Consider the following 18,787-nt stretch of genomic DNA (forward strand, 5'->3'; position numbering starts at 1 on the left):
TTATGAAACGGTTGCTTATTATTTTGATTTTTCTCTTATTATTCCTCTTTCCAAAGAGCTCAATTGCAAGTTGCTGGATAGCCGACTACGGAGAAACCTTTGAAGATGTGCTTGTAACCTCTGAGGACAGAGTTTTTGCAGTAGGGAGTGCTCTTTTGAGTACTGATCTTCAGGGAAAGCCATTACAAGCGATGACAACAGCGCACAGGGATCTTGAGGCCCATAAAGTCGTTCTCACTCCGAAGGAAGAATTGATAGTGGCTGGAAAGAATTTTATTGCAAAGTTTGGCCAGAATGGAGAGCCCCTATGGATGAAAAAATTAAATGTAACAGATGTTGCTGTGGCACCTAATGGAGACATAATATTTGTTTTTGAAAATGTTCTAGCAAGTCTAACTCCAGAAGGTCAAATTAAATGGGTTAAAGTGGTTGTTGAACCAGATCAAGGCTTCTTAAGATTCTCTGGTGTTGCAACAAGTGAAAATGAGATTCTAGTCGTTGGGTACTCCTTTGCTTCAGAGGGTAACAATGATTATAACGCCTGGATTGGCTATTTTGACTTTGAGGGGAATATAATATGGCAGAAAAGCCTTGATTTAGGGTACGATGAATTGACTGAGAAGGTATATATAGCTAATAACTCTGCAATATTAGTGGGGGTTTCTGGCTCTCAGCATGCTCCGTGGATTGGGGAATACTTTGTTGTAAAACTAAACAAAGAAGGCAATGTCATTTGGGCACGTGAAATTCTACCAAGAGGCCTCCCAGAAGGGATAAGCACAAATATTTTCTGGTCACTTAAGATAAATGACATAGATTGTAATTCAGAGGGGAAGTGTCTTATTGGTGGTAATTTTATAACCCTACTCCTCGATGAAAATGGAAGTCTCTTATGGACAAAAAGCTTTTCAAGTAATGGCGTTGCATTAACCGATTCTCTAGCTATATCAGCTAAGAATGTGCTTCTTGCATTTCCGATAAACGGTTCTGACGCCATTGGAACAGAGGCCCAAGTTACCTTTTCAGCAATATCTCCTAAACTCCTTCCAACAAAATTTAAGTTCCAGAATTCTTCAATTACTGTAGAAAACGCTTCCATTAATCTTGTTCCATTAATAGTTCAAGGAGAGTTTTTGTACTACAATCAAAATTGCTCAAAGCCACGACCCTCTACTCTCAATTCCACGGATGATGAGGATTCACAGATATCTCCTCAAGAGTCCACGTTGAATGCAAAAGTAAGTCCTCTTGGGTTATACTTTGGAGGAGTGGCTTTGGTAATAGTAGCACTTTTCCTGTATTTGTGGAGGTCAAGGTGAATCATTATTGGTTCTTATTAAAAAATAAAGAAATAAGAGTCTCTAAGTCCCGTGCTCCCAGCTCTCCAAATATTTCTTTTGCTCTTCTGTTAACTTTTCAATCTCAATGCCCATGGCTTTAAGCTTAATCTTAGCTACCATCTCATCTATCTCTCTTGGAAGGACGTAAACTTTAGGTTCGAGCTTTTCGTGGTTGTCCCTGATGTATTTAGCCGCCATAGCTTGCAAAGCGAAACTCATATCCATGATTTCAGCCGGGTGTCCATCAGCAGCTGCTAAATTAACGAGTCTACCTTCCGCAAGGAGGTATAACCTTCTTCCATCTTTGAGCTTGTATTCTGTGATGTTGGGCCTTGGATTGTTTATCTCCACAGCTAAAGCCTCTAGGTCAGGTTTGCTTATCTCAACATCGAAGTGTCCAGCGTTTGCCATTATCACTCCGTCTTTCATGACCTCGAAGTGCTCTCTCCTGATACAGTTTATGTTTCCGGTTGAGGTTACGAATATGTCTCCCACTTTAGCGGCTTCTCTCATTGACATGACTAAAAATCCATCCATCCTTGCCTCTAAGGCCCTAATTGGGTCAGTTTCAACAACAATTACCGTGGCCCCAAGGCCTTTAGCTCTCATGGCTATTCCTCTTCCGCACCAGCCGTAGCCAACTACGACGACGTTTTTACCGGCTATAAGAAGGTTCGTACTTCTAAGTATGCCGTCCCATGTTGATTGACCAGTTCCATAGCGGTTGTCAAAGAGGTATTTGGTGTAGGAGTCGTTAACGGCTATGATTGGGAATCTAAGCACTCCATCCTTCTCCATTGCCCTAAGTCTTATCACACCTGTTGTGGTCTCTTCACTTGCACCCCATAGGTTTTCTATAAGTTCCTGTCTTTCTCTGAGGACTGTACTCACCATGTCGGCACCGTCATCTATGATAATGTTTGGCTCAATATCGAGAGCTTTGTGCATGAACTCATAGTATTCCTCTCTGCTTTCCCCTCTTATGGCGTAAACTTTCACTCCATTTTTAGCTAAAGCCGCTACAACATCATCTTGAGTACTCAGAGGGTTGCTGGCTGCCGCAGACACTTCAGCACCGGCTGCTTTTAGGGTCAGGAGCAAAAATGCAGTCTTCATTTCAAGGTGAAGAGTTGTGGCAATCTTGACCCCTTTAAAGGGTTTCTTTTGTTCAAATTCTTTTCTTATGTGCTGGAGAACAGGCATAAACCTCGATACCCAATCAATCTTCTTCTCTCCTTCCGGGGCTAGTTTAATATTTTTCACACAGTAATCTTTACCACACTCCATGTCATCACCGTTTTGGGATAAGGTTAAAGGGTTAAAAAGATGATTATTATGGCAAAACTGAAGATCAATGAGGATGGTGTGGATAATGATAATTGATCTAAGTATGGAGCTTAGTGAGAATATCCTTGTTTATCCCGGAGATCCGAAGGTGGAGATAAAAGCGTGGAATACTATTGAAAAAGACGGCTACTATATGAACACACTTTTTATGGGAGAACATATCGGAACTCATGTTGATGCTCCTGCACATTTCATCAAAGGAGGTAAAACGATAGACGAGATACCACTAGATAAATTTATTGGAGAGGGCGCAGTTATCGACGTTTCAAAACTCGATAGGGATATATTGCCTGAGGATATAACAGAAAAAGCCGAAATAGTACTGTTCTATACGAATGGACCAGATGTTTATCTAAGTGAGGAAGGGGCGAGGCACTTGGTTAATCTTGGGATAAAGGGTGTTGGGATTGACAGAGAAAGTATAGATGGAGATTTTAAATCACATAGAATTCTGCTTTTAAATGAGATCCTGATTTTTGAGAACATTACAAACTTGGAAATGCTTATTGGGAAGAGATTCACCTTTATAGGCATGCCACTAAAAATCAAAGGTGGTTCTGGAAGCCCGGTTAGAGCTGTGGCAATAATAAAAGAAAAGTAGGAGTCACTCCTCCCTAAATGCTCCATATTTCTTGGGATCATAGAAGGGCGGGGCAACTGTTAAGGCCTTCTTCTTTTGTCCTCTTACTTCGACTTCGATTTCCACGCCAGGCTTGGCGTACTCTGGCTCGACAAAGGCTATGCCTATTCCAATGCTCAATAATGGAGACATTGTTCCACTTGTAACTTCTCCGATCTCTTTGCCTTCTGCATACACTTTATAGCCTGCTCTTGGAATTCCTTTATCCACCATCTTAAAGTGCACCATCTTTGAGGGTAGTCCTATCTCTTTTTGCCTTAGCAGGGCCTCTTTGCCAATAAATTCCTTGTCCCAGAAGATTGCAAACTCAAGGTTGGCCTGTAATGGAGTAACCTCATCTATGTCAGTGCTTAAAAGCTGGAGCTCCTTTGTCTCATTGCCGTAAAGAGTATATCCAGCTTCAAGTCTCAAAGTATCTCTTGCACCCAAGCCAGCTGGTTTTATGCCGTATTTTTGCCCAACTTCAAGGATCTTTTCCCACACGTAGAGGGCTTTCTCTGGCTTTCCACGCTTGCTTTCATCCGGATGATATGGATTTACATCTTCGAAGTAAACCTCAAAACCGTTCTCCCCAGTGTAACCACTTCTTGAGAGAATCATTTCTATACCATCGAGCTCGACTTCTTTGGCTTGGAACCACCATAGCTGATTAATATCAATTCCGAATAGCTCCATGGCAACGTCTTTCGCTTTCGGCCCTTGAATTGAAAACATCACATAGTCATAAGTTTTGTTTTCGATTTCGAGATCGAGCTCGGTATACTGTTCAATTGCCCTTTTTATGCTCACAAACCATGAATAGAGTTTCTCAAAAGCATCGCTGTCACATACCATCATATATGTATCGTTCCCCATATTAAACACGAGGGTCTCGTCTTTAACGGCCCCTCTTTCATTAAGAACAAGGCTGTAGGTACCACTTATTGCTGGTGGTCTTGAGATATCGTTTGTTGTGACATACTGGAGGAACTTGAGGGCGTCTTTTCCTCTAAAGAATATCTCACCCATGTGAGATACGTCAAAGATCCCAACACCATTTCTAACGGTTAAGTGTTCTTCTTTTATGCTTGAGTACCAAATGGGCATTTCCCAGCCTGCGAATTCCTCCACCTTCTTTGCATGCTCCTTATGCCAGTCAAAGATGTGTACCCTCTTCATAGTATCACCACCATAGAATATTCTCTCCCAAATATAATGTTTTCTTTCCTAAAGACCTAAATACATGAAAGACGAATATATATTTGGTGGTCACATGTTTGAAAAAGTGTTGTTTCCAACTGACTTCTCCGAGGTCTCGAGGCATGCCCTTAAGAATTGTATTCCTCAGCTCTTTGAGGTAGGGGCTAAGGAACTATATTTAGTCCACATAGTTGATATAACTGCTACAGATATAGAGGCAATAGAACTCATGAAAATAGACGAAGGAGAGCTTAATCGAATTGCTGAAGAAATCAGAACCAAGGGCATCAAGGTAAATCCAATAGTGAAGATTGGCATACCTTCTCTTGAAATCGCTGAGATTGCACAGGAAAACAACGTGGATCTTGTTGTTATGCCATCTAAGGGTGAGAATATTCTCAGGCAGATGTTTTTAGGAAGTACTGCTTCGAATCTTGTCAGGGCCACAAAGAAACCAGTACTAGTCGTGAAATATGAGTGGGATGAAGAGAAAGAAGAGATTAAGTGCCTGTCAAACTGTAAAGAAATTTTTAAGAGACCTCTTATTGCTGTGGACTTTTCTAAGTGCTCTGAAAAGGTTATAAATGCTGTAAAGAAGTTTGAGGAGCTCATTGAAGAGGTCACCCTAATTCATGTGGTTGATTATGGAAAGCATGAAGAGTTAGAAAAGAATATTGAAACTGCTAAAGTTAAGCTAAGAGAATTTGCAAAATTTTTCAAGGTTTCAAGTAAGACAGAAGTCTTAACAGGAATTGCATCTCACTCAATTCTTGGAACAGCTCTAGCAAAAGATTCTTCACTTATAGTTGTAGGTAAGAAAGGTAGGAGTGTTATAAAAGACCTTTTGCTTGGAAGTACAGCAGAACGAGTCGTGAGGGATTCAAAACTCCCAGTACTCCTAGTGCCATGTGAATAACCTCAGACTGGAACGGCTTCCACATCAAATTCGGTAGCTACCCTGTTGCCATCATCGGTCATTATTTCTTTTTTCCCTGAGTTTAAAAACCTTTAGAGTTATGAGAAATACACAAATTAATAGAAGAAAGGTTCGAAGAATAACCTTATATCTCCAAGCCAATTTTAACTCCTTTCTCTTTTTCCAGTTCGCGGAGGAGGAGCATGATTTTATCCTTGGTTAGCGGAACGTTTTTCAGCTGTTTGTATGCTATAAGAATCTCGTTTCTCTCTTTTTTAGGCGCTTTTTCTGCTAGGTATAGGAGCAGAGAGAGTAAGACCCCTTTAAGATTTTTCTCAATTAGTGGAACACCTTTCCAACCGTTGTCATACACATAGAGGCCTTTGGGGACTTCACTTCCATCTAAATGATCCAAAAGGAGGAAATTTGATTTTATTGAACCGGTTAAATATGAAAAGAGAAAATCTTTGGGATAACTTTTTTTGAGATTTTCAAAACCCCATGTAAAAGCTTTCAGATAAAGGCAGTAGTCTTCTAATCTTGTGATTTTATTCTTTGATAAGAAACTCAGTTTCAGTGAAGCACGTTCAAGAGGTTCATTTAGAAGGTCAATTCTTAACAAGATCCTATCTTCGAGAGTAGAATTCTCTTCAAAGGCCTTCACAACTTTCCATTGGGTTCCATTTGTAATTATTCCATATTTAACTCCACGAGAAAAGCAGTATCTGGCAAGTTGTCTTAAAACTCTCTCGTTTCTTAAGACATTAATTCCTAGATTCTTGGCCTCAACATAAGCAACAACCTTATCTTCAAGCACTAGGGCATAGTCAGCTCTTCCATCCTCTGTTCTTTCCTCTGGTCTAACCTCTCTTGGATTTTCCCAATCCCAGCCTAGCGTTCTAAAGATTTCACCTATCAAATGTTGCTTTACAGCCTCCTCATTTTTTTCATAAAGCAACCTGTGTTCACGCACTTTTTTGATGACACTTATTATAGTCTCTTGAAGTTTCAGCATTTTAAACCCCCTTGAAACTTAAAAGGAGTCGATAAAAAGCTTACTGTATTAATGCCTTTTAGCGGTCTATTTTCGTTCTAAATGTTCTGGATTTTATTGCAATCGGGTGGGAAGCTCTCTTCCAAGGGAGAGGGGATGAGAGCCCGAAAGGCTTAAGCACTCTTGCCGGTAGTAATGAGTGGTTCGACAATTTGAAAAGTAGCCGGCGATTCCCTCGTTGGAGGGATAGCTGGTAGTGGCCGCGTGAACCGGTCGGTGAGAGTGAGACTACCGGCAACGGGATGGTAGATGAACTTTCACGAAGCCCCGGCTCTCAGGGCGGGGTAGTTCACAAAACTAAGAACAATAAGGGTCTTAGACTTCAATTATATATTTTCTGCTTTGTTCGCCAAAGCCTCTGAAGCTTCCCATTTTTAGGTTTAAAATGGCTTTTTCTACATCAATGACTTTCACTGAGGCCAAATGGGTTACTCCACTTCCTTTCAAGAATTCTGGGAGAATTTGAGCAGTTGCTCCGGTTAAAATGATTTTCTTGGCCTTTTTGCTTCTTTCTACTATCATGTCAAGAGTGCAGTTCAGCAGAGCAGATCCGCTTACTATTACTGCATCCATTTCAGGAAGTAGGTAATACTCAAGGCTATCACTTAGGGTCTCTCTATCCCACAATTTGGGATTTCTTTCGAATACAAAAACCTCTTTTCCTTTCTCTTTCAAGGTTCTAACTATTGGAGGCATATTTCCGATAACAGCTATCTTCTTGGCGTCTTCTACGAGTTCAGTAGCATCTTGAGGGGGGATTTTGGTTAAGTCAATATAATATTGAGAAATAGCATTAATTGTTGCTACTCCAAGGGTTCTTTCTATAATGTTTAAGCTGTCTATCTTATCAATGAACTCTTTTAGGTTAGGGGACCTGAATGATGTCTTGTATTCCCCTATCTCTTCGGGAAGTGTCATTGCTAGGCCAATAGCTTTCCTCTCGGGTCCTTCTAAGACAACATAAGTATAAGGCAACGCGAATGAGAAGTCCAGTATTCTAAAGTCTTCTTTTATTTTTTTCAGAGCTTTCTCCTTGAGTTGTTTAAGGATCACCTCTCTCCCTCCAATATTTTTAAAACTTCTTTGCCTAAAAAAGTTTGGTGAGTAAAATGTGCAGAGTGCTTTTTGCAGTTGGAAATGGAAGTGAAATGAAAGAGTTTGTAGATGCCTTGGTAAAATCCTCAGAGAATGACGTTTATAAAGTGGCGTTTGGAAGGAGTCCCTACCACAAGGATGGCTGGGGCTTTGTGTGGATTAATAAGGACGGTTTAGAATATTATAAAACGTCTAAGCCTATTTTTGAAGACACAAAAGGTGTAAGAAAGTTTTTGAACTCTCTCGATGGGTTTGGCGTTCTTCTAGCCCATACAAGAGCTGCTAGCCAAGGAACTGTTAATCTTTTCAATGCTCAGCCTTTAGTGTATTCCTCCCCAGAGGGTTTTAATTTCTGGTTTTATCACAATGGAGATTTGAATAAGCAGATGTTGATAGATATGGCTGGATTGGACAATGAAAAGCTTAAGGATATCTCTGACAGCTATGTAGTAGGTCTCTATTTGTTGAGCTCATTGCATTCTTTCTCGAAGGATGAGATCTTAAAAAAATTCAAGAAAATTGTTCCTATGGTTAGAACAACGCTTAACACTGCTAGCTTATTTATTACACCATCTGAAATAAAAGCCTTTGTAACTGCTTATATGGTGAGGGAAAGAGAAGAGAATTCATTATATAAGCGGTATTCGCGCCTCTTAAAAGTAGAAAGAAAAAATCTCTTTGCGATAGTTTCATCAACGTTTGAAGTCTACTCAGAATTAAGCTTTGAGGAAGTTAAAAATAGAGCTGCTTTTTACCTGACTATAGACCTCGAAAATGAAAAATTTGAAATAGAAGAGCTCACTCTCTAAATCTTTTTATAAAGTGTGCAATCTTAATCGCATCAAGAGTTTCCTTAACGTCGTGGGTTCTTATTATATTTGCTCCATTCCACACAGCTATTGCTGTAGCTCCTAAACTACCAGCGAGCCTTTCCATTGGATCTTTTCTTCCGGTTATTGCTCCTATAAAAGATTTTCTTGAGATTCCTATGAGAATAGGAAGGCCAAATATTTTCAGAAGGTTTAAATTTGCAATAATCTTTGAGTCCCATTCGTACCATGGTGGCCATTTAGGTCGTAAAAATCCTATTGCAGGGTCGATTGCTATTTTATCCTTTTCAATGCCATTCTCATAGGCTATTTGGAGGCTCTCTTGAAGAGCGGTGATAACTTCATGAACTGGGTCGGTGAAGTCCCTTACTTGTCTGTGGGCACAGAGGATAACTGGGACACCATGTTCTTTGGCAACTTCTACCATTCTTGGGTCTCCCTTAAAACCAGTTACATCGTTTATTATGTCAGCTCCAGCTTTTATTGCAGCCTCAGCCACTTTTGCGTTGGTAGTGTCTATGCTTATTGGGACGTTAATGTGTTCTCTAAGGGCCTTTAATGCCCAAACTGCTCTTTTAGTTTCTTCTTCTACTGAGATCTGGGTTTCGAGGTATGGAGCCGTGGATTTTGCCCCGATGTCAATAAAGGATGCTCCTTCGTCAACCATTTTGAGAGCTGTTTCAATCAAATCCTCTTCTTTTTGTTTTACACTTCCTTTAAAGAAGCTCTCAGGGGAGACGTTAATCACACCCATAATCTTTGGGTCTGCTAAGTTTATACCTGCAAACTTCATGTTATCACCGAATTCTTATAAATTTGTTATCAAAAAACTTTTTTGCTTGAAATGATTGCCTAAATTCGGCAAAAATAGGCTAACAAAAAATCTTAAATTTTTCTCTGCAAAGTAAGTACTATGAAAAGGATCTACTCATTAGCTGAAGCTCTGTTAGTGACTTTTTTGTGGTCTACTTCGTATGTTCTCATTAAAATTGGTTTAAAGGATATTAATCCACTAGCTTTTGCCGCTTATAGGTACTTATTAGGATCATCTATTCTACTGCTTTTTGTACTTTGCTCGTCTAATATTTCCATGCCAGCCATCACGTCAAAGCGAGTCTTATGGTTTTTTATTTTGGGGTTTACAGGTTATTTTATTGCACAAGGATTACAATTTGTTGGGTTGTATTATCTGCCTGCAATTACAGTGACATTTATTCTCAACTTAACACCTATCTTTGTTGTTATATTGAGCATTCTATTTCTCAAAGAAACCCCCTCTGCCATCCAGATAGTTGGAATAACTCTTGTAATTCTTGGAGTTAAAATATTTTTCACTGAAAGCGTCTTAGTTTTCAATGAAAGAATTGGTATTCTTATAACGCTTGTCTCTGGCATTGGATGGGCCATGTACATGATTCTCATGAGGCATTATCTCAGAGAAAATCACGAAAGTGTAATCTCCTTAACTGCAATCTCCATGGGAGTGGGGGCATTAATGCTCCTTGGGGTTACAGCTTCAAGTGGATACAGTACAATGCCTTCACTGAAGACGTGGGGAATAATACTGATTCTGAGTATTGTAAACACTGCATTTGCATTTGTGCTTTGGAATCATGCTTTAAAATACCTCAAGGCTTATGAGCATCAATACTTCAGAATACAATGCTAATACAAATAACTCTGCTAGCATATGCTTTTTTAGGGGAAATTCTAACTGTACACAAGATTATGGGGATGATAATAGTTTTTTGTGGTGTTTTATTGGTTCAGTTAAGCCCGATAATATGTAAAAACAGAAAGTTTAAAGTTTGATAATGCTCATTTTGATAGAGCATTACTTTTATCCAGGTGGTGATGGGAAATGTTAATCGAAACTCCAAAAAGGCTTCATCTAGGATTGATAGATCCTTCAGCGTCGTTAGGAAGAAGATTCGGCTCACTGGGAGTTGCTCTTGAGGGAGGATATAGGATAAGAATAGTCCCTCATGATAAACTGGAGATAAGGGCAAATAAAGAAGACATGAGGACAATAAGGTTCACGATTGACAGAATGAATCAAGAATTTTTGACAGGATTTAATTATCTTGTTGAAGTAGAGAATGCAATTCCCCGGCATATTGGGCTGGGTTCGACTACCCAATTAACCCTGGCCGTTGGATTGGGAATAGCCACTCTGAATGGGCTCAAAATTAGCATTGAAAGACTTGCCTCTTTGTTAGGAAGAGGTAAGAATTCTGGTGCTGGTATTTATGCGTTTAAATATGGAGGTTTTTTAGTGGATGGAGGAGTTGGGAAGGGAATTCCTCCTCTTATAATAAGAGAAGAGTTCCCTGAAGAATGGGGGTTTCTATTAATAACTCCCAACGTTAGGAGAGGACTTGATGAGGAAGAAGAGAAACCAATAATGGAAATGGTTGGAGGAGGCTCAGAAATTGCTGAAAAGATTTCTCATAGGGTCGTATTGGGGTTGTTGCCTGCACTTAAGGAAAGGGATATTAAAGAATTTGGGAAACATCTAACTCAGGTACAGATCTTGGTTGGCAAGCATTTTGAGAAATACCAAGGAGGAGAATTTAGGGAAGATATTAAGTTTATCATGGAGTTTCTGAAAGAAAACACCTATGGATATGGACAAAGCTCTTGGGGTCCCACAGTTTATGGGCTCATAAACCGAGAGGATTATACAACACTAAAAACAAAAACTCAAGACTTTTTGAAAGCTCATGGAATTGGGGCCCGGGTTGAATTGGGAATACCTAGAAACAAGGGTGCAACAACTGTTGAAGAAAATACTTACATACTGAGGCTTATTAATAAGGTTGCCAAAAGTTAGACACTTGGTTTATATTTTTCTTTTGAAAACCTTGTCATTCGGGGCGAGGTAGGTCACTCCTCCCCTAAGATTCTTTTTAGCATGGCCCATTCCTTTTTCTCCCAAGCGTTTTCTTCTGCAACTACTACAAGAGTGCCATTATTGATGATTACATGGTCTCTCACAGCACTTAGCATTTTTGCCACGCTTTCAAAATTGTTATACAATCTTAGAAATTCTAACCCTTCAATTATTGTTATTCCTTTTGTGTTCTTTTGACGGGCCTCTGAAAAATATCTAACCGCCGTTTCAGTTATCTTGTAGAGATCAGTTGGATAAATAGTATTGGGAGCCTCTATGGTGCTTAAGCGGTAACATATCCAGCCAGGGGCGGGTTTGAAGTTTCTAAGAAAAGCTAAGGCGGGATAAATTCCTATCTCTTCCTTGACAGTTATAAATTCATTCGGAGAAATAAGTTGGAGACCTTTGATTCTAAGGGTTTCAATAGCTTCAATACTTTGGGGCCATTTGAAGAAGCGTTCGCTGTATATAATTCTGTAATAGAAATAAAACTGTGAAATTGCAAGAGACCAAGCTATAATTAATATTACTAGTTCATTAGCGAATTCTGGGGTGGCTACAGCATATACTGGAGTCATAATTCCCGAAAGACCCAATGATACTCCCAATCCTTTTGCATTTTTACCATAATACGGGCCTAATATTTCAATAGTCATGATGCCAACAATAAGTTCAAAAATCCCTGCTACAACATAACCATTTTGAGGATTAGTTCGTATAATACTCTCTACACTGCCAACAAGTGCGGTCATAAGGGGGAACAAAATGAATATGGATTTGGGGAGAGGAAATTGGTGTTCTTCTTTAATCAACTGAAAAATACCTAAAATAACAAATGCATAGCCGAGAGCTATCATAATGTTTTCAATTCTTATATCTACACGCCCAAAAGTAGCAGTGGGGATTACTAAGAACCAAAATATTGATATAAAAAGAGCAGATAATCTTTTGCTTTCCAAATAGGCAAAAAGGAAGGAGAGTCCAGCTAAAATTTTGATAAGTGTGATGGAAGTAATGTAAATGTCGCCTGCATGAACCATAATACCCCCTATTTTAAATTTTATGAATTTTTTTATTTAAATCTTTATTCATTGTTGGAAATTAAAAGAAAAAAGAGATATGCCCCTTGGCCCTTATTCACTTATATAATAATATTCTCCAATTTCTTTTTGTTCTCTATCCTTAACACTTCCTTCCTTATTGGCTCTTGGTCTTCCTGTATCGGGATCTCTTCTAAAAGTGATCCCCACATTGGCCAAAAACTTGTTCATACCTTCTCTCATTCCCATTGGTGGTAAGGCTTTTCCATGTTTGCCTGGCTCTCCATCAAAGACCATTATACGGTCACTTATGTAATCTATCATAAGGACGTCGTGTTCCACAACAAGCGCTGTCTTTTCGTTCTTTTCCATTAGGTGTCTTATAGCTCTTGAAACAGCTAAACGTTGCTCAACATCAAGATATGCTGAAGGCTCATCTAAAAGGTACAAATCAGCATCTCTTAAAAGGCAGGCTGCTATTGCCACTCTTTGCAGTTCACCACCACTGAGGTCATTTATCTTCCTTTCGTAGAGTTCAGGAATGCCAAGTGGGTTTAAGAGTTCGGTTTTGTAAAAGTTGCTCATAAGTTTGGCTGGGTCAATTTTGTTTAGGAGTTCGTACACCGTACCTTCATAATCTGCCTTTATGTATTGGGGTTTGTAGCTAACCTTAAGCTCCCACTCGACTTTTCCTTCCGTGGGTTCTTCGACTCCAGCAAGCATTTTTACGAAGGTTGTTTTGCCTATACCGTTTGGACCTACTATGCTCACTACTTCTCCTTTATAGAGTTCTCCCCCTTCTGCTTCAAGTTTAAAGCTCCCATAATCTTTAATTAAAGAGGGGTAGTCTACTAAGACTTCCCCTGTTTGAGTGTGTCTCTCACTTAATTTTGTGAACCTTATCTGATATGGTCTGAATCTCACGTTTTCTTCTGGTAAATATCCCTCTAGAAAGACGTTTATTCCAACTCTAGTTCCTTTTGGCATTGAAAAAATACCATAGGCCCCCGGTTTACCATAAACCACATGGATGATATCACTTAGGTAATCAAGAACAGCTAAATCGTGCTCTACAACCATAACAGATTTGCCTTCTTTTGCTAATCTCCTAATAGCTCTAGCAACTTTAAGTCGCTGTCTTATGTCAAGATAGGATGAGGGTTCATCAAAGAAATAGAAGTTGGCATCCCTTGCCATTGCTGCTGCTATTGCCACTCTTTGCAGTTCACCTCCGCTAAGATGCTGAATTTCCCTATCAAGAATGTTAGAAAGCTCGAGTTCCTCGACAAGCTTCTCTAAGATTCCCCTTTCGTCGGCTTTCTTAAGAAGATCTTTGACTTTGCCTTTAACGACCTTTGGAATTAGATCTACATATTGGGGCTTTACAACCTTCTTCACTGTTCCGTCTTTAAGTTTCTCGAAATAATTCTGAAGTTCATTCCCTCTGAACATTCGTATAACATTATCCCAGCTATCATTTGAGCCGCACAAATTTGGAACGACTTCACCTGAGAGGATTTTAACAGCCGTAGTTTTACCAGTACCGTTTGGACCTAAGATACCAACTACCATGCCCTCCTTAAGTACAGGAAGTCTATAAAGGGCAAAACCATTAACTCCATACCTGTGTACACATCCTTCCTTCAGTTCTTCTGGAAGATTTACTATTGTTATTGCGTTGAATGGGCACTTATGGACACATATTCCGCATCCAGTACAGCTAGCCTCTTGGATTATCGGTTTATACCTGTCTTCATCAATGATTATAGCTTCCCCACCCATCCTATTGACAGGACACACTCTCTCACAAAGGAAGTGACCGCATTTGTCTGGATTACATCTGTCATAATCGATGACTGCAATCCTCATAACCCTCACCGCATTACCCTTTTTTAGAGGTCTTTAAAAAGTTGTTGAAGAATCGAAAAGCAATTTAACTTTAAAGATTAGAGTATATCATGCTCAGGATCTTTGAGGATATAGCAAGTGAAATAGTGACTGTGAGGAAATTTCCACCTAAAAGGGGTAGAAAAGATTCTTTTAAGTTTAAAAACAAAGAAGTAAATAAACTCGTCGAATCTATGGGATTTGAATTGTATATGCACCAAGTTGAGGCATTAAAAGCCCTTTATTCTGGGAAAAATATTGTGGTTACTACACCCACTGCATCAGGAAAAAGCGAGATCTTTAGGTTGGCAATCTTTGATAATTATTTATCAAAGCCTCAGGATACTTATCTTCTCGTTTATCCTACACGAGCTTTGATAAATAATCAGTATGAGAAATTTAGCATTGAAAACTTCCTCTTCTTTCAGATTACAGACAAGATTATTAATGCAAAGATTCTCACTGGAGATGTGGGATGGAGTGAAAGAAGAAGATTAATTCGGGAAAAGCCCCGAGTTGTTTTCACCACTCCAGATATGTTGCATTATAATATTTTAAGAAACAAAAAAGACTACGAATGGCTTTTAAAAAATCTCCGATATATTGTTGTTGATGAGCTCCACATATATCGAGGAGTTTTTGGCACTAATGCGGCCTATCTTTTCAGGCGACTTTTCAAGACTCTTGAAAGATATGGAAAGAAGCCTCAAATAATAGCTCTCTCTGCAACTCTTAGAAATCCCAAAGAATTTGCTGAGGAGTTTTTTGGAAAGAAATTTGAAAAGATAAGTAAAGCTACTAATCCATTTCCAAAGAGGTATCTAATAATGTTTGAACCAAGAAGATTTAATGAGATGCAACTCCTAAAGAAGATCGTTGAGAACTTAGCTGAAAATGGTATAAAGACCCTTGTATTCTTTGATTCTCGTAAAGGTACGGAAAAGCTAATGCGTTTCCTACTCTCTTCTCCTGCTGTTTACAAAACCACGACTTATAAAGGTACTCTTCCCAAGAATGTCCGCTGGAAAATTGAGCGAGATTTCAAAGAGGGTAAGTTACTTGTGCTTTTAACTACAAATGCCTTGGAGTTAGGAATTGATATTGGGGATTTAGATGCTGTCTTAAACTATGGAATACCACCCGATGGTCTCTTCTCTCTTATTCAGCGCTTTGGGAGAGCAGGAAGAAAGGAGGAGAGAGAGGCGATAAATGCCATAATACTGAGAAAGAATGGTTTAGATTACTATTACAAAGAAAATGTAGAAGAACTTGTGGAGAGGCTTGAAAAGGGGATAATAGAGTACATGCCTATAAACCTGAGGAACAAATTTGTTGCCAAAAAACACCTCCACTACATGTTAAGCGAGCTTAAAATAATTGACTGGGAAGAGCTTAATGATTTCGAAAAAGATCTTGCAGAAGATCTCATAAAAGAAAACGTGGCAAGACTCTATGATAATCCCCTTACGACCAAAAAGGAACTTCGTATTCTAAGGCCTGCTCTCAACTATTCCTCGATAAGAACAGCGAGTGACGAAAGTTACTTTCTTGTCTTGGATGAACCTTGGATAAGGTACAAGCTGATGGGAAAGTCTAGTATTGGGGATTTACTTCGTTTTATAAACTGGCTTAAGCTTAAGGGCTACGTTATAGAAGAGGTCGATAAACCAGAATATTATCGGTCTCTTCTACCTGGAATGGCATACTTTTCGAGGGGAGAACTTTATATGGCCAGAGACAAGTTGAGTATTGGAAAATTCCACTTTATCTTTGCATCTTCGCTTAATAAGTTCTGGGAGGTTGATACATTCCCATCTAAAAGAGAAGAGGTGGAAATTCTTAATATCTCTGATAAAAAGACCTACAAAGGGGTTGAAATCTACGTAGGAAGGCTGAGGGTTAGACATTACTACTGGGGCTTCGCGGTGAAAGGAAAAGATGTTTCTCTTTACCTTCAGGAACTTTTAAAACTGAAAGAAGAAGGTGTTTTAAAGGCTGATATATACTCTCCTCTTGTTGGAGGAGAGATAAAAGGAGAGGAGTGGGATATTCTGAACTGGGAAAAATTTGTAAAGGTTGAGTTTGATGAACCTTTTATATGGGAATTTGAGACGGAGGGTATCTGGCTTATTTTTCCTGATGGTATAAGAGAGGTTGCAAATGAGGAATTTCACCATTTCTTTAAATTAACTGCTGAAAAGGGTTATGAAAAGATAGCTTTCTCTCTTTATGAAAAGTTTGATAGAAGGACTATTTTCCCAGAATTCCTTGGTGCGACAACACATTACTTACGGAAGAATATAAAAGAAAGCCTCAAGGGATTGAAGATTAGAGATGAAGAACTTGAATTTGCAATAAAGAAGATGATAGATAGTAAAGATGGTATAGGTTCTGCCCTTCATGCGATAGAGCACAACATGATCAAAATAGCTCCAATTTTTACTTATGTGGACTCTAGAGAACTGGGCGGCTATAGCTATGAGAGTTTTCCAAATCCTCCTTTTATAGGTAAGCCAATAATTTTCATATATGATGGAAATGAGGGCGGTTTTGGTTTAGCTGATATTTTATACAAAAATGCTGAGAACCTGATGGAGAAAAGTTTGGAACATTTAGATAAATGTGAGTGTAGGGATGGATGTCCTCTTTGTGTGTACTCACCCAAATGTGGTACCTTTAACGAATTTCTCGACAAGTGGCAGGCTATACGAGTTTGGAAAATGTTACTAACATCTATTGAAGATAATACTGGATAAGCTTTCTTAATTCCACATTTCTTTCTATTTTCTTTCTTAAAAAGCGCTTTAACTGTAGGTTTTCTGCTAGAAGACCACTTAACTCTATTGCCAGGATTTTGTTGTCTTCGCTTACTCCATATGCTTTGTATCTTAATGGGGCCCATTCCTTTTCGAGACTCCCTACTTTCTTTTTGAGCTCTTCTATACTTTCTTCCAGCTTTTTTACATTCCCTTTAGGATTTTTAAACTCTCCAGAAAAAATTATCTCTAGGATTTTTTCCTCACTCACTTGATATCTTTTACTTAATTCTTTTATTTTTGTAATTAATGAGTTATTGAGTTCAGCTTCGATCTTTCCAAATCCTCTTTTAGGTTTTATTATTACTTTCACGTTTTTTCGCCTCCAATTCTTTCTTAAGCTCTTTGTTTTCTGTTTGGAGCTTTTTTCTAATCTCTAGCATTAGTTCCTTATCTTCTAGGGCTTTTTTGTAGAACTTTCTTAACTCTTCCAGTTCAGCTTCAATTTCTTGTAGTTTTTCTTCAAGTTTTACTTTTGTTTTAAGAAGAAAAATCTCCCTCTCAGCTTGCAAAGTTCTTTCGGCTTTTGAAAGATTCTTTTTTATGAGTTCAGTAATATCGGCATTTTTTAATTCTTTAAACCTCTCCTTTTCAACGCGTATTTCTATTTTCTCCACGTTTTTTCACCATTTCAGTTTTTCTATCATAGCACAGAATATAAAATGCTAAAAGAGACCTCCATTTTCCATAGGGGTCAATTATCTCTCGCACGTCTTTTTCCTTTACTTCTTTGGGAGTTTTTCCAAATATTTTTGCTATTCCTCTTTTAAGCCCTAAGTCACTGGCAGGGTATGTGTTCTTTCCAAGGCCGTAAGCTAAGAAAAGCTCAGCACTCCATTTCCCAATTCCCCGGAACTTAATTAGATACTTTATTGCTTCTTCTTCGCTAAGGTTTTCAAGTTCTAACCTCAGCTTTCCTTTTACGTACTCTTGGGTTAGGTATTGTATGTAGTTTGCTCTATATCCCAGTTTGGTTTCCTTTAATTTTTCTTCGCTTAATCTAAGTATGTCATTAGGCTTTGGGAACAAGTAAAGATCTCCAATTTTTCTTCCTATTAATTTTACAAGATTTCTTATAGTCTGCATAGCGAACTCGAAACTCACTTGCTGCTGGGCAATAGTTTCAATCAAAGCTTGGTACTTCTCTGGGGCTTTTGGGACTGTAAGGCCATAAAATTCGTCTATGAGAAATGCGAACTTTGAGTCAGATATTTCAGAGTAAAACTCTTCTAGCTTAACGTCTAAACCAAGTATAAATTTAATCTTTTCTCGAGCTTTCTTTTGTTGCTTTTTAGAAAAATGCTCTGGGAAGTAGAAGTTTTCTCCATCAAATCCTATTATCCCATAATCCAGAGCCTGTCTAAAGATTCCATTTTTAAATTCCCATGTACCGTTTTTGATCATTTCATGAGTTATCTTATTAAGATCAATCACTTTAACCATCGGTCTAGCTTAATTGGGTTGTCCTTTATATCTTTTAGTGTTGAAACATATAACCTTTTACCGTCTATGGATCGGTGTATTTCAACTTCTCCTACCTGTTCCAAGAAACGCATGATCTCTTTAACATCCTTTTCCTTTATTCCAAAGTTTTCCTCTAAGAATTTCCAGAAAGGCCCACTGTGAGAGTATTTAGCGACTTCCCTAACCAACTTCCATGCGGCCTTAATCTTTTCATCTCCTTTTGTTATTCTAAACTGTTTTATCTCCTTTTTCATAGTTCTCGAAGATATTATGTTCTAGATTCTTA

18 protein-coding genes are annotated in these 18,787 nt (G+C 38.7%); 7 read left to right on the plus strand and 11 right to left on the minus strand.

Features of this window, described 5'->3' with window-relative positions; translation table 11 throughout:
* Positions 1–2 precede the first annotated feature (2 nt).
* Positions 3–1,319: a hypothetical protein gene (locus K1720_RS06460; protein ID WP_251947804.1), complete on the plus strand. Its 1,317-nt coding sequence runs from the start codon at positions 3–5 to the stop codon at positions 1,317–1,319.
* A 42-nt stretch (positions 1,320–1,361) separates the two neighbouring features.
* Here the strand turns inward: K1720_RS06460 and K1720_RS06465 are convergent, their stop codons facing one another.
* Positions 1,362–2,627, minus strand: a complete 1,266-nt coding sequence (locus K1720_RS06465; protein WP_251947806.1) for an adenosylhomocysteinase — start codon at positions 2,625–2,627, stop codon at positions 1,362–1,364.
* A gap of 85 nt (positions 2,628–2,712) precedes the next feature.
* On the opposite strand from K1720_RS06465, the gene K1720_RS06470 reads away from it, so the two are divergent.
* Positions 2,713–3,288 (plus strand): cyclase family protein, encoded by a 576-nt coding sequence (locus K1720_RS06470; protein ID WP_251947808.1) that lies wholly within the window; start codon positions 2,713–2,715, stop codon positions 3,286–3,288.
* A gap of 3 nt (positions 3,289–3,291) precedes the next feature.
* Here the strand turns inward: K1720_RS06470 and gcvT are convergent, their stop codons facing one another.
* The gene (gene gcvT, locus K1720_RS06475) at positions 3,292–4,485 is read right to left on the minus strand and encodes a glycine cleavage system aminomethyltransferase GcvT (protein ID WP_251947810.1); all 1,194 of its coding nucleotides are present in this window, start codon (positions 4,483–4,485) and stop codon (positions 3,292–3,294) included.
* 94 nt (positions 4,486–4,579) lie between these two features.
* Between gcvT and K1720_RS06480 the strand changes: the two genes are divergently transcribed.
* Positions 4,580–5,422, plus strand: a complete 843-nt coding sequence (locus tag K1720_RS06480) for a universal stress protein (protein WP_251950591.1) — start codon at positions 4,580–4,582, stop codon at positions 5,420–5,422.
* A 145-nt stretch (positions 5,423–5,567) separates the two neighbouring features.
* On the opposite strand, the gene K1720_RS06485 is transcribed toward K1720_RS06480, so the two are convergent.
* Together K1720_RS06485 and K1720_RS06490 are read right to left on the minus strand one after the other, a co-directional pair.
* On the minus strand, positions 5,568–6,437 hold the full coding sequence (locus K1720_RS06485; RefSeq protein WP_251947812.1) for a type I restriction endonuclease: 870 nt from the start codon (positions 6,435–6,437) through the stop codon (positions 5,568–5,570).
* Positions 6,438–6,791: 354 nt separating this feature from the next.
* Entirely contained in the window at positions 6,792–7,529 is a 738-nt protein-coding gene (locus K1720_RS06490) for a Rossmann-like domain-containing protein (protein WP_251947814.1), read from the minus strand.
* Positions 7,530–7,585: 56 nt separating this feature from the next.
* Between K1720_RS06490 and K1720_RS06495 the strand changes: the two genes are divergently transcribed.
* The gene (locus K1720_RS06495; RefSeq protein WP_251947816.1) at positions 7,586–8,380 is read left to right on the plus strand and encodes a class II glutamine amidotransferase; all 795 of its coding nucleotides are present in this window, start codon (positions 7,586–7,588) and stop codon (positions 8,378–8,380) included.
* On the opposite strand, the gene folP is transcribed toward K1720_RS06495, so the two are convergent.
* A complete protein-coding gene (gene folP / locus K1720_RS06500; RefSeq protein ID WP_251947818.1) occupies positions 8,370–9,194 on the minus strand; it encodes a dihydropteroate synthase in 825 nt (274 codons plus the stop codon). The two genes, K1720_RS06495 and folP, sit on opposite strands and share 11 nt — an antisense overlap.
* A 120-nt stretch (positions 9,195–9,314) precedes the next feature.
* Here folP and K1720_RS06505 point away from each other — a divergent pair, with 120 nt between their 5' ends.
* Together K1720_RS06505 and K1720_RS06510 are read left to right on the plus strand one after the other, a co-directional pair.
* Positions 9,315–10,070, plus strand: a complete 756-nt coding sequence (locus K1720_RS06505; RefSeq protein ID WP_251947820.1) for a DMT family transporter — start codon at positions 9,315–9,317, stop codon at positions 10,068–10,070.
* Positions 10,071–10,262: 192 nt separating this feature from the next.
* Positions 10,263–11,234 (plus strand): beta-ribofuranosylaminobenzene 5'-phosphate synthase family protein, encoded by a 972-nt coding sequence (locus K1720_RS06510; protein WP_251947821.1) that lies wholly within the window; start codon positions 10,263–10,265, stop codon positions 11,232–11,234.
* A gap of 53 nt (positions 11,235–11,287) precedes the next feature.
* Here the strand turns inward: K1720_RS06510 and K1720_RS06515 are convergent, their stop codons facing one another.
* Together K1720_RS06515 and K1720_RS06520 are read right to left on the minus strand one after the other, a co-directional pair.
* The gene (locus tag K1720_RS06515; protein WP_251947823.1) at positions 11,288–12,334 is read right to left on the minus strand and encodes a DUF835 domain-containing protein; all 1,047 of its coding nucleotides are present in this window, start codon (positions 12,332–12,334) and stop codon (positions 11,288–11,290) included.
* 93 nt (positions 12,335–12,427) lie between these two features.
* Positions 12,428–14,203, minus strand: coding sequence for a ribosome biogenesis/translation initiation ATPase RLI (locus tag K1720_RS06520; RefSeq protein ID WP_251947825.1), 1,776 nt, complete (start codon positions 14,201–14,203; stop codon positions 12,428–12,430).
* A gap of 89 nt (positions 14,204–14,292) precedes the next feature.
* Here K1720_RS06520 and K1720_RS06525 point away from each other — a divergent pair, with 89 nt between their 5' ends.
* On the plus strand, positions 14,293–16,977 hold the full coding sequence (locus K1720_RS06525) for a DEAD/DEAH box helicase (RefSeq protein WP_251947827.1): 2,685 nt from the start codon (positions 14,293–14,295) through the stop codon (positions 16,975–16,977).
* On the opposite strand, the gene K1720_RS06530 is transcribed toward K1720_RS06525, so the two are convergent.
* The 4 genes from K1720_RS06530 to K1720_RS06545 are packed head-to-tail and all read right to left on the minus strand — an operon-like array spanning position 16,955 to position 18,755.
* Entirely contained in the window at positions 16,955–17,350 is a 396-nt protein-coding gene (locus tag K1720_RS06530) for a hypothetical protein (protein ID WP_251947829.1), read from the minus strand. The genes K1720_RS06525 and K1720_RS06530 overlap by 23 nt on opposite strands.
* The gene (locus K1720_RS06535; protein ID WP_251947831.1) at positions 17,328–17,654 is read right to left on the minus strand and encodes a hypothetical protein; all 327 of its coding nucleotides are present in this window, start codon (positions 17,652–17,654) and stop codon (positions 17,328–17,330) included. The genes K1720_RS06530 and K1720_RS06535 overlap by 23 nt, the downstream gene beginning before the upstream one ends.
* Positions 17,629–18,480 (minus strand): DNA-3-methyladenine glycosylase family protein, encoded by an 852-nt coding sequence (locus K1720_RS06540; RefSeq protein ID WP_251947833.1) that lies wholly within the window; start codon positions 18,478–18,480, stop codon positions 17,629–17,631. The genes K1720_RS06535 and K1720_RS06540 overlap by 26 nt, the downstream gene beginning before the upstream one ends.
* Positions 18,468–18,755, minus strand: coding sequence for a protein kinase family protein (locus K1720_RS06545; protein WP_251947834.1), 288 nt, complete (start codon positions 18,753–18,755; stop codon positions 18,468–18,470). Before K1720_RS06545 ends, K1720_RS06540 begins: the two co-directional genes overlap by 13 nt.
* Positions 18,756–18,787 lie beyond the last annotated feature (32 nt).

The organism is Thermococcus argininiproducens, from assembly GCF_023746595.1.
GTDB lineage: Archaea > Methanobacteriota_B > Thermococci > Thermococcales > Thermococcaceae > Thermococcus_A > Thermococcus_A argininiproducens.

Coding starts and splice junctions, on each gene's coding strand:
- K1720_RS06460 (WP_251947804.1), top strand. CDS start 3: ATGAAACGGTTGCTTATTATTTTGATTTTTCTCTTATTATTCCTCTTT.
- K1720_RS06465 (WP_251947806.1), bottom strand. CDS start 2,627: ATGGAGTGTGGTAAAGATTACTGTGTGAAAAATATTAAACTAGCCCCG.
- K1720_RS06470 (WP_251947808.1), top strand. CDS start 2,713: ATGATAATTGATCTAAGTATGGAGCTTAGTGAGAATATCCTTGTTTAT.
- gcvT (WP_251947810.1), bottom strand. CDS start 4,485: ATGAAGAGGGTACACATCTTTGACTGGCATAAGGAGCATGCAAAGAAG.
- K1720_RS06480 (WP_251950591.1), top strand. CDS start 4,580: ATGTTTGAAAAAGTGTTGTTTCCAACTGACTTCTCCGAGGTCTCGAGG.
- K1720_RS06485 (WP_251947812.1), bottom strand. CDS start 6,437: ATGCTGAAACTTCAAGAGACTATAATAAGTGTCATCAAAAAAGTGCGT.
- K1720_RS06495 (WP_251947816.1), top strand. CDS start 7,586: ATGTGCAGAGTGCTTTTTGCAGTTGGAAATGGAAGTGAAATGAAAGAG.
- folP (WP_251947818.1), bottom strand. CDS start 9,194: ATGAAGTTTGCAGGTATAAACTTAGCAGACCCAAAGATTATGGGTGTG.
- K1720_RS06505 (WP_251947820.1), top strand. CDS start 9,315: ATGAAAAGGATCTACTCATTAGCTGAAGCTCTGTTAGTGACTTTTTTG.
- K1720_RS06510 (WP_251947821.1), top strand. CDS start 10,263: ATGTTAATCGAAACTCCAAAAAGGCTTCATCTAGGATTGATAGATCCT.
- K1720_RS06515 (WP_251947823.1), bottom strand. CDS start 12,334: ATGGTTCATGCAGGCGACATTTACATTACTTCCATCACACTTATCAAA.
- K1720_RS06520 (WP_251947825.1), bottom strand. CDS start 14,203: ATGAGGATTGCAGTCATCGATTATGACAGATGTAATCCAGACAAATGC.
- K1720_RS06525 (WP_251947827.1), top strand. CDS start 14,293: ATGCTCAGGATCTTTGAGGATATAGCAAGTGAAATAGTGACTGTGAGG.
- K1720_RS06540 (WP_251947833.1), bottom strand. CDS start 18,480: ATGGTTAAAGTGATTGATCTTAATAAGATAACTCATGAAATGATCAAA.
- K1720_RS06545 (WP_251947834.1), bottom strand. CDS start 18,755: ATGAAAAAGGAGATAAAACAGTTTAGAATAACAAAAGGAGATGAAAAG.